This is a genomic window from Glaciimonas soli (assembly GCF_009497155.1).
In the GTDB taxonomy this organism is placed as follows: domain Bacteria; phylum Pseudomonadota; class Gammaproteobacteria; order Burkholderiales; family Burkholderiaceae_D; genus Glaciimonas; species Glaciimonas soli.
In genome coordinates, this window is record NZ_WINI01000009.1 from 215,723 (window position 1) to 230,746 (window position 15,024).

At 49.7% G+C, this 15,024-nt stretch carries 13 protein-coding genes; 7 read left to right on the plus strand and 6 right to left on the minus strand.

Translation table 11 applies throughout. The features are described from left to right. Positions 1-46 precede the first annotated feature (46 nt). Positions 47-577: a fimbrial protein gene (locus tag GEV47_RS17710; protein ID WP_153236113.1), complete on the minus strand. Its 531-nt coding sequence runs from the start codon at positions 575-577 to the stop codon at positions 47-49. 526 nt (positions 578-1,103) lie between these two features. On the opposite strand from GEV47_RS17710, the gene GEV47_RS17715 reads away from it, so the two are divergent. After that, positions 1,104-3,782, plus strand: coding sequence for a DNA translocase FtsK (locus GEV47_RS17715; RefSeq protein WP_153236114.1), 2,679 nt, complete (start codon positions 1,104-1,106; stop codon positions 3,780-3,782). 115 nt (positions 3,783-3,897) lie between these two features. Then, complete coding sequence (locus GEV47_RS17720) at positions 3,898-4,164, plus strand: GIY-YIG nuclease family protein (RefSeq protein ID WP_153236115.1); 267 nt, start codon at positions 3,898-3,900, stop codon at positions 4,162-4,164. Between the two features lie 71 nt (positions 4,165-4,235). Here the strand turns inward: GEV47_RS17720 and GEV47_RS17725 are convergent, their stop codons facing one another. From GEV47_RS17725 to GEV47_RS17735, 3 genes are read right to left on the minus strand one after another with little or no spacing between them, the layout of a single operon-like run. Further along, complete coding sequence (locus GEV47_RS17725; RefSeq protein WP_194270705.1) at positions 4,236-4,661, minus strand: cupin domain-containing protein; 426 nt, start codon at positions 4,659-4,661, stop codon at positions 4,236-4,238. Then, on the minus strand, positions 4,661-5,095 hold the full coding sequence (locus tag GEV47_RS17730) for a cupin domain-containing protein (protein WP_153236117.1): 435 nt from the start codon (positions 5,093-5,095) through the stop codon (positions 4,661-4,663). Before GEV47_RS17730 ends, GEV47_RS17725 begins: the two co-directional genes overlap by 1 nt. After that, positions 5,085-5,480, minus strand: coding sequence for a tautomerase family protein (locus tag GEV47_RS17735; RefSeq protein ID WP_153236118.1), 396 nt, complete (start codon positions 5,478-5,480; stop codon positions 5,085-5,087). Before GEV47_RS17735 ends, GEV47_RS17730 begins: the two co-directional genes overlap by 11 nt. 105 nt (positions 5,481-5,585) lie before the next feature. Between GEV47_RS17735 and GEV47_RS17740 the strand changes: the two genes are divergently transcribed. The 3 genes from GEV47_RS17740 (at position 5,586) to GEV47_RS17750 (ending at position 9,364) form a co-directional block, all read left to right on the plus strand. Next, on the plus strand, positions 5,586-6,482 hold the full coding sequence (locus GEV47_RS17740) for a LysR substrate-binding domain-containing protein (protein ID WP_153236119.1): 897 nt from the start codon (positions 5,586-5,588) through the stop codon (positions 6,480-6,482). A 72-nt stretch (positions 6,483-6,554) separates the two neighbouring features. Further along, positions 6,555-8,018 (plus strand): metallophosphoesterase, encoded by a 1,464-nt coding sequence (locus tag GEV47_RS17745; protein ID WP_153236120.1) that lies wholly within the window; start codon positions 6,555-6,557, stop codon positions 8,016-8,018. A 122-nt stretch (positions 8,019-8,140) separates the two neighbouring features. Next, positions 8,141-9,364 carry a cytochrome-c peroxidase gene (locus GEV47_RS17750; protein WP_194270706.1) on the plus strand — a complete coding sequence of 408 codons (1,224 nt, stop codon included), beginning with the start codon at positions 8,141-8,143 and terminating at the stop codon, positions 9,362-9,364. A 16-nt stretch (positions 9,365-9,380) separates the two neighbouring features. On the opposite strand, the gene GEV47_RS17755 is transcribed toward GEV47_RS17750, so the two are convergent. Together GEV47_RS17755 and GEV47_RS17760 are read right to left on the minus strand one after the other, a co-directional pair. Continuing rightward, a complete protein-coding gene (locus GEV47_RS17755) occupies positions 9,381-10,046 on the minus strand; it encodes a response regulator transcription factor (RefSeq protein WP_153236122.1) in 666 nt (221 codons plus the stop codon). Positions 10,047-10,112: 66 nt separating this feature from the next. Then, a complete protein-coding gene (locus GEV47_RS17760; protein WP_153236123.1) occupies positions 10,113-11,276 on the minus strand; it encodes a YadA-like family protein in 1,164 nt (387 codons plus the stop codon). A gap of 113 nt (positions 11,277-11,389) precedes the next feature. On the opposite strand from GEV47_RS17760, the gene GEV47_RS17765 reads away from it, so the two are divergent. Beyond that, a complete protein-coding gene (locus tag GEV47_RS17765) occupies positions 11,390-14,440 on the plus strand; it encodes an ATP-binding protein (protein ID WP_153236124.1) in 3,051 nt (1,016 codons plus the stop codon). Positions 14,441-14,715: 275 nt separating this feature from the next. Further along, entirely contained in the window at positions 14,716-15,012 is a 297-nt protein-coding gene (locus tag GEV47_RS17770) for a co-chaperone GroES (RefSeq protein WP_153236125.1), read from the plus strand. Positions 15,013-15,024 lie beyond the last annotated feature (12 nt).

Consider the following 15,024-nt stretch of genomic DNA (forward strand, 5'->3'; position numbering starts at 1 on the left):
AGCCTCCTTTTTTTGGAGCTACGACTGACTAATTCGATAAACTGGATTAGTTATAAGCAACAGTGAAGTTGGCAACCGAATCAGCTTCACCGGTTGTAACTGTTGCTGAAGTCGCTTCATACATAGCCGCAAATTGAACAGTATTGTTACCATTTTGCAAATTAAAAGGTGCAACTTGTTGTGTGCCATTGCTCAGGTATTCGCCAGCACCAGTTTGCAAGCGAATACCAACGCCTGTTGCAGGACCAGTAGTCGCGAACAATGCTGGAACGTCTACATCTTGCATGCCAGTAAATGTGAACATGGCGGTTTTTTGCGTTGTTGTATCGCAATCAGTCAAGATGATGTTAAAAGTTTCAGGATTCGAACGATCACCGACTGCCTTGAATGTGTTTGCTGGAACCTGTCCCAAAGGTACTGTCTGATCCAAAGTACTAGGATCGATACCACAAGCACCGGAAACGATTTCACCAGTAAATTTGATGACGCCTGGATTGCCACTTGATGGAGTACCAGCAGCGTTAGCAAACGAAGTGAACAAAGCCATAACAGCTGCAGCGGCGACTAATTTTTTCATAATATTTATTTCCCAGTTAATTATTTAAAATACATTTTCAAGAATGGCGTAGGCTAGTGCATTCATTCGGCCGAAGGACTTCTGCTTGTTACTGCTTTGCACCGCAGTAGTTACCTCAGAAACCACCGTCATTCAGAGGGATGGAGTATTCATCTTAAAAAATATTAAAAAAATCGGAATTGTCCCAAATTTAACTATTTATCTAATCTACAACGCAGCTCTGAAATGATTATTCCTCTCGTGAAATCGCAAAATTTTGTTAAATAATCAATTCTTTGGAAAGTTAAACTAAAGAATTTGTTATAAAGGCACACAACTGACTCGACTCACTGCATGCTGAAAGTGTGCATAAACAAAGAGATAGAGTGAGGAGTAAGGAAATGGTGAAAGGAAATCAAAAAGCCAGGCCAGCGATACCCAGAAAAAATCTGATCAATTTCGGGTAATATCGGCGTCTTCCTTTAGGGCCGTGCCGCTAACGCTGGCATTTTGTAAAAACCCTTCGCACTCTTAAATAAGTTTCAGCATGCATATAGTTGTATTTGATTGGTTTGGCTGGTCTTTGCTTTGGATAACGCCATTGCTGTGGCACATGGTAAAAGCACGCCGGATGAATGGTTCGGCTTTATCGGCCTTACGCGGTCCGGGCTCAATTCGTTTATGGCTAGGCACCTTGCTGCTACTGTGTGCCAGTAGTGGATTGGAAGCGGTAATCCGTATGATGGTATCTGACACCGTCAGCGGTGATTTTTTTGGATTTGCTTTTGCGCAAACACTGATAAAGGTCTTTGGCAAAATTGGCGCTGTGCTATTGCTGTTCATCATCACAGCGCTGGCATTGAGGTGGTTATTTTCAGGTTTATTTCGACCCATTCCTCAAATTACTTCGACGCCCCAAAAAGAGAGGAAAACTAGTGCAGGTGTGCCGGCAACTGCTCCAGTGTCGCCCAAAGGAAAAAATTCACATCCGCATCCTGTACACAATTTGGCCGCGCCATCTGGCAAAGCGCGCAGTACCAACCACATAAGTAGTGCGACTGGATCCGGAAATACCTTCGGCAGCAGCACGGGCACCGTGTCGACTAAAAAGAAATCGTGGCGTCTGCCATCGATGGAAGCTGACGATGCGTTGCCGATCTATACGCAAAAATCCCGAGAGCCGCGTTCCACAGCCATTTCATCAGGGCGCTCAATGGCGGAATGGGCAACGATAGAACAGATTATTCCTACCTCCGCCATGCGCGCGCGCTTTCTCGCCGAACAGAAAGAGCGCAATGCAAAATTTGCTGAACGTGGCAAACAAATACACATACATCGCAGCCCAGTTCCGCAAACTGTGCCGAGTACTGCTGCCATCAAGCCGGTAGCAACAGCTTTGCCAACATTAAGCGAAAACTCCACGCCGCTCGCCACGGATTTAAGCATCCTACCGAGTCATGTAATAAGTCATGTGGAAAGCAAAATGGACCTGCATCGGGAAAACAGTGATGTGCCAAGCATATCGGCGAGCATGGCTGCTATTGCACTACCCACTGATCTGTCCATGATGGAAGCAGTCATGTCTACGCATATGCCGCCTGTAGTGGATCCCGTTCCCCATCAAGCAAGCATCGCTACAACAGTCTATGCACCTGTCGTGATGGAAATCAGCGATGTCTCCGTTAGCAGTGCGGTCTCTACCGCACCACCCGTCATCAATCTGATCACCAATCACAGCGATAATGATCATTTCCATTTGCCAGCACTGAGTTTACTTGACCCGGCAAGTCAGGAAAAAATCGCCATTTCCGATGAGCTTTTAATAGAAACCGGACGCTTGATTGAACAGCGCTTACAGGAGTTCAAAGTCCCGGTCACAGTGCTAGGGCATGATGCTGGCCCCGTGATTACGCGCTTTGAGGTTGAACCGGCGATCGGTGTGCGGGGTAGCCAGATTGTCGGCTTGATGAAAGATTTATCGCGTGCGCTGGGATTGACTTCGATACGCGTGGTCGAAACTATTCCTGGCAAGACCTGTATGGGACTAGAGCTACCTAACGCGCAGCGGCAAATGATACGGTTGTCGGAAATATTAGAATCTCCCGCTTATCGAGAGTCCACTTCCCACGTGACAATAGCGCTGGGCAAAGACATCACCGGCACTCCGGTCGTTGCCGATCTGGCGCGTGCGCCGCATATGCTGGTAGCGGGAACCACAGGTTCGGGTAAATCGGTGGCGATTAATGCGATGATTTTGTCCTTGCTGTACAAAGCAACGCCTGAAGATGTGCGCTTGATCATGATCGATCCGAAAATGCTGGAACTGTCGGTATATGAAGGTATCCCGCATCTGCTGGCACCGGTTGTCACCGACATGAAACTGGCGGCCAATGCTTTGAACTGGTGTGTGGGAGAAATGGATAAGCGTTATCGGTTAATGTCGGCGCTGGGTGTGCGTAATCTGGCAGGTTTCAATCAAAAGATACGCGACGGCGAACGGCGTGAAAAGAAAGTCACCAATCCGTTTTCGCTGACGCCGGATGCGCCAGAACCGTTATCAACGTTGCCAATGATCGTCGTGATCATTGATGAACTGGCCGATTTGATGATGGTGGCCGGCAAAAAAATTGAAGAGCTGATCGCCCGCCTGGCGCAAAAAGCGCGTGCGGCTGGCATCCATTTGATACTCGCTACACAGCGGCCATCGGTGGACGTGATTACTGGTTTGATCAAAGCAAATATTCCTACACGGGTGGCTTTTCAAGTTTCATCCAAAATTGATTCACGCACCATCCTCGATCAAATGGGCGCGGAAGCCTTGCTAGGTCATGGCGACATGTTATTTCTGCCGCCGGGTTCCGGTTATCCGCAACGGGTGCATGGTGCTTTCGTCTCCGATGAAGAAGTGCATCGGGTGGTGGAACATCTGAAACAATTTGGTGAACCTGAGTACGAAGAAGCGATTCTGGCAGGTAGTCCGGTGGAAGGTGCTGCAGCAGATCTATTCGGAGAGAATCAGGATGCCGAAGCCGATCCACTCTACGACGAAGCCGTCGCCTTTGTGTTGCGCACACGACGCGCGTCGATTTCATCCGTACAACGCCAGCTACGCGTCGGTTACAACCGTGCTGCACGTCTGGTAGAACAAATGGAAGCCGCCGGCATCGTGTCGGCGATGGCGACCAGCGGCAGTCGGGATGTGCTGGCACCGGCGCTGGCGGAGTGAGCGATAAGTGATGCTGCGTAATTAATTTCTGATACTACCCACACCTATAATTTAACCACCGTCATTCCCGCGAACGCGGGAATCCACGTTACGAAATGCAAAGTACGTTTGCATCATGTCGCATCATATGCGAGGCACGCTATATATTGGCGTCACTTCGGATTTGATTAAGTGTGCCTGGCAACATAAAGAATTTTTTGTGGATGGATTTTGTGAGAAATACGAGCTGAAATACTTGGTCTGGTACGAGATTCATGAAGACATCACAGAAGCGATCAAGCGTGAAAAACAATTAAAAAAATGGATGCGAATGTGGAAAATTCACTTGATCGAACTAGCCAATCCGAGTTGGAAAGACTTATACCCAGACTTATTGGATTAAGTAGCATGGATTCCCGCGTTCGCGGGAATGACGGAGATGAGTTTTAATAATATCAAAGCAATGTTTCCGTATTACTTAGAGAGCAGCCGAATAATCTCGTGCTCACCTTCTCCCAACAAATAAAACGCCGAGAAAGTCGCTGGTGTTTCTCCATCATTATCAAAACGCGCTATCCGTACATTTGCCGGCTCATAAAAAGCATCGCCAGCCTTGAGATGCTGCACCGCTTGCCCTTCAATTTGAAGCGCAATGCTCCCTGCCGTGATCACTCCAACCACCGGGCAAGGATGTAAATGCAATGGCGCATTTTGTCCTCGGCCTAATGTAATTTCTTTGATTTCCACGTCGGCTACCGATTTATTCGGGCTAATCGCCGCAGTTAACAGTGCTTTTCTCACAATCGGAGATGCAGCAGGCGCAGCTTGGCTTTGTGCGTAGCTACAACCGCAACCACCCGCCAATAACGTTGACAACATCATCGTTTGCATCATTTTCATCAAGATTCTCCTGTTGAATGACCCAGCCATTTTGTTGCATTTCCATCCGACACCGCTTGCACACTTAAATAAACCATCACGCCATGCGCTGTCGCGCCGTGCCAATGTTCTTCCTGCGGCGCAATCCAGACTGCGTCGCCAGCGCGGGCAGTTTCGATCTCGCCACCACGACGCTGTATCTCGCAGGTTCCGCTCAAAATAAATAACATCTGACCTAACGGATGGCTGTGCCATGCCGAGCGTGCGTGTGGCGCATAAGTCACATGGAAAGCCGTATTTTCGCCATCCACTTCGGAGGCAAATAATGGCTGCGCCCATACAATGCCATTGGCCTTGGAGCTATCGACCGTCTGCGCCTGGATGCTCGCATTCGGCACGACGGTCATCTGCTCTGGAAGGCATGTTTTTTGGACTAATCCGATATCAGGATTCATCGTCTAATGCCATTTGTGCTATTCCCATACTAAAAGACCATTCATCAAGCTGACTCTTGCTGATGACTATCATCACATCCTCCGGGCGAATCCCCGGGCTGATTTGTAGCAGTTCTACTATTTTTTTATAGGTCGCTTTTTTAGTGGCAGTTGAGCGCGGTTTGCCTATCGTAATGTGAATCAGGACAAAATCTTCCGAACGGTTGTCAGTGTAATAATGTCGATCAAAGATCATCTCATCCGGTGCATGTTGATGTATCAATTGGAAGCGATCATCAACAGGAACATTAAAAGCGGCAACCATTGCGTTGTGTACGCTGTCGGCAACGGCGCGTACATATTCAGGGGATTTCCCTTTAATGAGTGAAATACGAGCGAACGGCATATAACCTCCATAAATTAAGTTGACGTATGAAATGTTATAGGCGTAAATTGATATTGAAAATCGAAATATATCGAATCCATCATTCCAAAAAACTGAATTGTTTTTATGTTAAAAACCAACCTTGATCTAGATGTTTTGCGCACCTTTGTGACCGGCATCCAATTGGGTAGTTTTGCCAAGGCTGCAGATCATCTGGCGCGTTCGCCGTCGGCGGTCAGTGCGCAACTGCAGAAACTACAGGCCCAACTTGGGACGCCGGTATTTCAAAAATCGGGACGAGGCTTAAAGCTCACCAGTGCTGGCGACTCGATGCTGGTCTATGCTCAACGGCTGCTGCAATTGAACGATGAAGCATTGGCAGCGATGCATGCGGTCGAGGTGGCCGGTTCGATTCGTTTCGGTCTGCAGGAAGATTTTGGCGAGATATTGCTACCAGAAATTCTCGCCAACTTCGCCAAGGCGCATCGACAGGTCGTAGTCGAAGCACGCGTCGCGCGCAATGCTGAATTACTGGAACGTGTCGCATCGGGAAATCTGGATATGGCATTGGTCTGGGGCGACGGCGCTGGCGCAGCGGGGAAGCAGCAATTAGCGCAAATTCCGATGGCGTGGATAGGCGCAAAGCATGTTGAATACCCTAAGGATTTCAGCCTTGCCACTGAAGCCATTCCATTTATCGCCTTTGATCCGCCATGCAGTTTCCGGAGCATGGCGACGGATGCATTGGATGCTGCCAATATCGGTTGGCGTACGGCGTTTACCAGTGCTAGCTTAGGCGGACTATTCGCCGCCACCAAGGCCGGATTTGGCATCACCGTCAGAACCGCGATTTGCTTGCCACCGGAACTGATCGCACTTGATCCTAAGTCCTGCCATTTGCCCGCACTCCCTTCCATCGCATTGACGCTGGTGACTGCGCAATCGACTCAGTCAACATTGGTAAAAAGACTCGCTGATATTGTCATTGCATCGCTGGCGGAGCCCATTGCGGCCATACGGTAATTACTTCGTCATATTTGCCTCATATAATGGTTTGTTAACTTTAGCGATTCCACTTAAACCAACATCACCCAAATGAACTCCATCAAACCGTCATTGCCACGCAAAGCCCTTTCACGTTTTCTGATGATCAGTTCCGTATTAGCTACTGGCTTGCTGCTTTATGGATGCGGCGGTGGCAATAGCGTCATCAAACAGGCCAGTAACGTCAATGCCGACGCCAGTATCAAAGCAGCCTGGGTAGTGGTCGGTGCCAACAATCAGGCCATCGCGCGCGTCGTCACTTCTGAGCTTAGCTGCCCGAAAATTCGCAATGGTTCTGTCTATTTCCCTATGACTTTGCGGGCCGCGGCGGGAACCATTCCGCAACGTAAAACCGCGAGTGATGCTGTCGATTCCAAGCCATCCGTTTTCCCGCTGACAGCGTGTGAATACAGTATTCCCGCTGGCACCAGCAGTCTTACGGTCGGATCATTTTCTTTGCCATTGCCAAAAGCGAATCCACAGCGCATCGTCATCGTCGCCGATACCGGCTGTCGCATGAAGAAAGCTGACCAAGCCTGGCAAGCATGTAATGATGGCGACGCCTGGCCATTCCCTGAAATTGCCAAAACAGCCGCTGCAATGAAACCAGATTTGGTGCTGCATATCGGCGATTATCACTATCGTGAAAACGTTTGTCCGGATGATATCGCCGGTTGCAAAGGTAGTCCCTGGGGTTATGGCTGGGATGTCTGGCAAGCCGATCTTTTTAAACCTGCCGCACCACTGATGGCTGCTGCGCCGTGGGTTGTGGTGCGTGGTAATCATGAAGAATGTCGGCGCGCAGGCCAGGGCTGGTTCCGTTTTCTGGATACCCAACCCTACGATGCCAAGCGCTCTTGCGATAATGCCGCTAACGATGACATTGCCAACTATACGGAGCCCTACGCAGTTGCCATCGGCAACGATACTCAGGTGATCGTATTTGACACATCCAAAGTCGGTAAAAAAGCGATACCGAATACGAGCGAGGTATTTCTTAAATACCAGGCCCAATTTAAAACAGTGAATCAGTTGGCAGCCAAACCCGGCGTGCATAGTATTTTCACCAATCACCATCCGATTCTCGGCTTCGTCCCGGTTCCCGGAAAAGCGCCGCTGCCAGGCAACCCAATCCTGCAGGAGGTAATGCAAAGCGTGAATCCAACCGCCTATTATCCGGCTGGTGTGACAACTGCGATTCATGGCCATGTGCATGATTTCCAAGCGATTAGTTTCGCCACCAATCATCCTGCCACCTTTGTATCAGGTAACGGTGGTGATGATGTTGATGTCAATTTTGCCGATCCATTCCCGACGAATGCCAGCCCTGCGCCTGGCGTGATTGTCGATAAATTTTCACATACCAGCGCGTTTGGTTTTATGGTGATGGACAGACAAGCCGACGGCACCTGGGCCTACAAGGCCTATACCCGCAAAGGTTTGCTGCTGACGACTTGTCTGCAAAATGGCAATAAGATCAATTGCGACAAGACGGGTTATCTGGCACCGAATTAATGTTGAAATTGATGTTGAAACTAATGCCGCAATTAGTAAGGAATTCGCGCAGATCGGAACAGCAAAACACCATCCGACGACTGGCATCCCAAACATGGATTAAAACCGATATCGGAAGGTGCTTGCGCTTTTCCGATCCGTTTTCCTTTCTGTTATTGACTTTATTCTGTATCAGCGTCAATGCGACACCGACTTATACCGCGTTGCCCGCACCCGCCGGTAAGCCGAATGATCCGGCGGCCTTAGTGGCACTCGGTCGCCAATTATTTTTTGACCCGCGTTTATCCGAACCGCGCGGTACTAGCTGCGCCAGTTGTCATGCACCTGACAAAGCTTTTTCCGGCAACCACGGTTCAGGCATCGGCGTTGCACTCGGCAGTCGCCCCGCCAGTTTAGGCACCCGCAACACACCTTCCGTTTTGTATCTGCGTTTTACACCGCCACGTTTTTTCTATGAAAGTGACGACGATCTTGTGCCGACACCTTACGGTGGTTTCTTTTGGGATGGTCGGGCTGACACCTTGGCTGAGCAAGCCTTGGGGCCGTTGTTTAATCCGTCAGAAATGAACAATAAGGATGCGCATCAATTCAGTCGCAAACTGCAGCAAGGTTATCGCGCAAGCATGCAGCAGCAATTTGGTGCGACGATATTTGATCAGCCCGCGCTGGCAACAAAAGCCGCTACCAGCGCGTTGCAAGCATTTTTGCGCAGCGATGAAATGACGCCATTCAGCTCTAAATATGATGCTTACATCCGCGGACTAGGTACGCTCAACGCGGCAGAAATGCGCGGACTGCGTTTATTCAGGAATCCAGACAAAGGAAATTGTGCATCGTGCCATCAGTTCAATGACACCTCCAGTAATCCGGCACGTTCCATGTTTACCGATTTCAGTTATGACGCCGTAGCCGTGCCACGCAACCGCTTGATTCCCGCCAATCGCAACCCGAAAAATTACGATATCGGCTTATGCCAGACTGCCGCCACCCTGCACTGGCCGGATAGTACGCAATGGTGCGGTTATTTCAAGACGCCAAGCTTACGCAACGTCGCCGCGCGTGAAAGCTATATGCACAACGGCGTGTTTACCTCATTGCGCGACGTCGTGGCTTTTTATGCGACACGCTCCACCAGGCCGACAGACTGGTACAAAAATAAAGTGGGAGAAAAATTCGACGACGTGCCCGCAGAATATAGTGACAATATCAACGTCAACGCCCTTCCCTATAATCGCCCCATCGGTGCGACGCCCGCGTTGAGCGACAGTGAGATCGACGACTTAGTGGTGTTTTTGAAAACCTTGACGGATGCGCCTTATCTCAAAGCAGCCCAAAACCGAAAATAATAACTGCAGTTGAAATTTACTGTGGCGCAGCGGCAGATGATGAAGGTACCAGGCCAATTTCAATCGCATATTTGAACAACTCGGCATCATTCTTGATGCCGAGTTTTCTCATGGCGTTGGTTTTGTGGCCACTGACTGTTTGCTTGCTACGATGCTGCTGCGCGGCGATTGCATTAACAGTCATCCCGGAAACGAATAAGCGTACAACTTCCGCCTCGCTCTGCGAGAGCGTTGGCAGGCTATCAGGTGCTTCCTGTGTTTGCATGAGCCGGGTAATAATCGGAGAAAAATATCGACCGCCGCTATAGGCGGCGTGAATCGCGGGGATCAAACAACTGGGATCATCAGCCTTGCTGAGAATGCAGACTACCCCCTGCGCCAACAAGGTGCGTAGAACTACGGGATTATCCATCATCGTCATCACACCGATTTTGAGATCAGGATAATGCCTGCCTAGATATGTCAACATCGCGAGCCCATCGGAGAATTCGCCTTTAGGCATTACATAATCAGTGATCAATACATCACACGGCGTCTGCTTGAGCACGGCTATCAGAGAAGTGGCATCCTGAGCACTGCCAACCAACTCTATCGTAGGTGCAGCAGCCAGTGCTTGTATGACGCCTAGCAAAAAAGCCGGGTGATCATCAGCGATGACGACGCGAATGGTAAATGTACGCATTTTTTCGCCCTCAATACTCATGCTAAAGACCACTTTAGCACATGATCCTTAAGCGCAAAATCAAGCTCAAAACTCGTAGCCTACCTGCGACCGTAATCCGACATCACCAGTATTCGTCACGGACACAGCGGCATTGCCTAACCAATGACCATTGCGCGATCGATGGATAACACTTGCTGCCAACGCGCTGCCACCCATATAAGTCGCGGTACCGGTAGCCACCACGGTACGGCCAGGTCCCGATGGCGTGAAATTCGGCATCGCCATCGCTGCCGCTACACCAGCATAGGCATTTTTCGCAACCGTGTCGATAGCGCGCTGCGCATCGTTGAAGCGCTGATCGGTGTAAGCATTCGCCTGCGCTTTGGCCTGCGTCACTTGCGCGTTTGTGTAGTCGTTTGCTTGTGTTACCTGAGTATCCGTATACGTGTTGGCCTGTTTCAAACCCTGCTCCATCGCAGTACTGATTTGTTCTGGCACGTGATTGTCATTGTTCACATTCGCACCATTGTCAGAGACTGGATTGGCATTCAGATTCTTGTTATTTTCAACAATCGTGACGCGTCCGTCCAGATTGCTCACCTGATTCTGAAGCTGATCCCGCAAACCGATAAGCTGACCATAATTAGCTGCATCCGTATTTTCCACACCTGCTGCCACATTGGTAATCTGACGCTGCCAAGTGCTGTTACCAACCGATATCGTATTGGCGCGCGTTGCTTCTGAGTTTGCGCCTAAAGCTACCGCATAGCTCGCATTTTCAGCCACCGATGAGAACGCCCCAAGCGCCATACTGCGCGTAGCAGAACTACTGACGACAGTATCGCTACCCATAGCAATACCAAACCATGATGCGGCTTCGCTGCCGACACCATAGGCCATGGATTCAATCCCGAGCGATCTCGCATTGTTACCTATCGCTATGGAATTCTGACCTAGCGCCTGCGAATGCGTAGCTATGGCAGTTGCACCGTTGTTAGCTTGAGCATCATGACCGAGCGCAACCGAATAATCTCCCCGCGCCAGGGCGTTGAAACCGATAGCAATTGCACCAAAGCGAGCTTGCGCGCCGTCACCGACCTCTACTGCCTCATTCGTCTGCGCATCAGCATCAGATGCCAAGATGACGCCCCACAACCCGACCGCGAGCATCAATGCCGCCACTGGCAAGCGTGACTTATTGTTACTACCGCCCCCAGCGCTCAAAACGTCGTGATAATCTCTCTTCATGCTGCATTTCCTTCTGATAATTGCGTACAAGAGGAGCAGAATAAACGCTGCAATAACAGCTGTGAACCAGACCAGTACGGATCTAACGGGCTATTTTTTGAACGAGAGACTGTATGTCATTGCAACAACCTACCTCACCGCAATCAACTGCGGCCGACAACAGCGCTAGCAAAAAGAACAGCGACCTGACCTTGCTCGGTCGCTATCAGCGCAATCTGCTGTTTGGAGGCGGCATCGTGCTGTCGCTGGTGATTATGGTGATTGCAGCGATGTCGGCGTGGACACGCAGCAAGGATTACATCGCCGAAGGACGGTCAGTGTTTTTATCTCATCAGGCGCTGCTGCGGGTTGAAATCGAAACCAAGCAGGCGGCGTTACAGCACGATGTGATCAACGCAGAAATGCTGTGGAGTGATCATAGGCTACCGAGTGAAAATTTGGTCCGGCAATTCGCTGCACAGCATGGCCGCATCGAAATACGCGCCAGCGATAAGGTTGATCCCCAATTGGCATTAGCTGTGCTGACACCAGATCATCAGGCACAAGCATACGCAGAATATCTGGCACTGACCGAACAACAGGCCTACGTCACCAGCACCACCGCGATACAGCGCGCTCGCCCGACTACAGGTTATTACTACAACCCCGAGCACACTTATATCGCGATCTCCCCGACTCCTAAAGCGAACAATCCCATCATTGCACTTGACGCGCAAAACACTGCTGATCTGATCAAACGTCTGGCGATTAATGTCGGTGATCTGCAAAATCCTGTTGTTGCCGCACACTTGCGTACTAGTCGCAACGTCGTCTGGTTACCACCCGGCATTGGACCTCTGACCGGCAATGAAGTGATTAAACTGGCGCAACCGGCATTCGAAGGCGACAAGCCTTTTATGGTATTTGTCAGTGATTTTCCGGCCAGCATATTGCGTAACCATCTGAGTGAAGACACTTACGATGGTGAATTTGTGATCCTTGATCAACATGGTGTTGTAGTACTGAAAAGCTCGAAATCCGGTGCTGCCGACGATCCGCTCGTGCGCAAATTAATCGCTTCAGGCGACTGGCGAGCCGGCTTTAAAAAACTGAGCGAACACTATGACGATGGCATTTTTTCGGTGTCGGATCGATTGCCGTTAACCGGTTGGGTACTGAGTTATGCTTTTTCATGGCGCACTATTTTGACCGCTCTATGGCCGCAGCTGGTATTTGTGATCAGCATGATGCTGTTGATGCTGGCATTCTTATGGGGTTTCGTGATCGCTTTCGATCGCCGGATATTCATGCCGGTTTTCTTGCGCTCGCAACGCACTTTTGAAAGCGAAAACCTGAACCGGACCATCATCGCAGCCGCCCCGGTGGGATTGAGTCTGTTGTCTGCTGTCGATGGTGAAGTTTTGCTGCAAAACGAGGTGATGCGTGCCTATGACAGCAAGGCTGGCGGCATACCGTTGCATGCCCGCTTCATGGATGTTTATCGCGCTAACGCAAAGTCTTACTTCGATGAAGAGACGCCTGTATTATTGGAGCACGAACTGACAATAGCGCTGGCCGATGCTGACCAAACGCATTTGCTGGCAAAAGTCATACAGACCAAATATCAAGGTCGCGACGTATTGCTATGCACTTTCTCTGATATCACTGCCCGCCAGAAAATTGAACAAAAACTGGAAGAAGCACGACAAGCAGCAGATGCTGCCAATAGTGCAAAATCCACTTTTCTGGCAACCATGAGCCACGAAATTCGCACCCCACTCAATGCCATGCTCGGCAGTCTGGAATTGCTGGCACGCTCACCTTTATCTGCAATACAAACCAAGTGGATAGGGATCGTCAACATGACGTCGGATTCTTTACTCAATGTCATTAGCGACATTCTGGATTTTTCCAAAGTTGAATCCGGACAAATGAGCCTTGAGCAATGTTCTTTCGATCTGGCCGCTACGATGCAGCAGGTCGTCGCTATCTTTGCGCCAATGGCCGACAGCAAAAATATCTATCTTCATTTATCCATCACACCTGAGATCGCCCGCCACTATCGCGGTGACCCGGCGCGATTGCAGCAAATTGTCTCTAATCTGGTGAGCAACGCCATCAAGTTCACCGCAACTGGCGGGGTCGATATTCATGTCCTCGCAACACCGACACCAGCTGAGAATGACCTTGCAAACGTCACCATTCTCGTCAGCGATACAGGCATCGGTATTTCCCCGGCCTCGTTAGGAAAAATATTTGATGCTTATACTCAGGCAGATACCTCAATCCACCGTCGATTTGGTGGCACCGGTCTTGGTTTGCCGCTATGCCGACGCTTAACTACACTGATGGGCGGCACCATCACTGTAGCCAGTACACCTGGTATCGGCAGTACATTTACGGTCAACTTGCCGCTTCCTGTCGAAAGCGATGTGACGTTAATAGCCTCCCCACTTGCTGACGGCAGCGGCATTCGCAATGCAGATGAGAATTCAGCCATCCGCGTGCTGGTCGCGGAAGATCATCCCGCCAATCGAATGGTGCTGCAGGATCAACTCGATACCTTGGGTTATCAAGCAGATATTGTAAAAAACGGCCGCGCAGCATTACGTGCATTTGGAGAAAAGCCATACGATATTGTGCTGACCGATCTGGGTATGCCAGTCATGGATGGCTACACACTGGCAGCCTGTTTGCGCGATCAGCATACCACCGTCCCGGTGGTGGCCATGACCGCCTATACCACTGCTGATGAGCATAGGCGCTGCGTGGAAACCGGTATTATTGATATCGCGCTCAAACCATTGTCGATGGCATCACTTGATCAGATACTACGTAAATATGCTGGTCATGCTGGCCGCATAACTTCAATCCCCAAAGAAATAACTAATAATTTCGCCGAACAATCTCAACCTCTGAGCCAACATGTACGTGCAGTGCTTAATCTGGCGACCATGCAATCGCTAACGTTAATCCAGAATGCCATCACAGAAGGCGATACAGAAACGGTATTGATGCAATTGCACTCCATCAACGGCGGCTTGATCATGGCAGGCGAATTATCTGTTGCCGCCGAATCCGCACGCTTGGAACAATCTGTCCGCGAAGCTGGGTTGGAGCTTATAAAGTCCGAATGGGCGACCTTTGAAGCCTTGGTTTGCGACACTCTTGAAATTAACAAATAATCAATTACGCACGTCATGTCTCTAGATTTGCCTCATAACAGTGCCTTTCTCATAACATAAACATCGCTTTAAAATATCCGCCCTTGAAATATCGCCTAAGCATCCCTATACTTAGCACTCGTCAGGTGAGAGTGCTAATAACCTCACCTAGTCACGTTTTCTGTGCGGCAGCAATCGGGGGGTCTACTCGATGCCAAACAAATCGAGGCTCACCCTGTTTGCAACGCACTATTGTTTGCAACAACCATAACTTGTTGAATTTAAAGGAGTTACTCATGAGTCATAATCTTCGTCCTTTGCATGATCGCGTCATCGTTAAGCGTCTTGATGTAGAAACTAAAACTGCATCCGGTATCGTATTGCCAGAAGCTGCAGCTGAAAAACCAGATCAAGGCGAAGTATTGGCTATTGGTACTGGCAAAATTATTGACGGCAAATTGCATCCGCTGGATGTCAAAGTTGGCGATCGCGTTTTGTTCGGCAAATATGCTGGTCAATCAGTCAAAATCGACGGCCAAGAATTACTGGTTATGCGTGAAGAAGATTTGTTTGCGGTTGTTGACGGCAAATAATTCATTTCACCG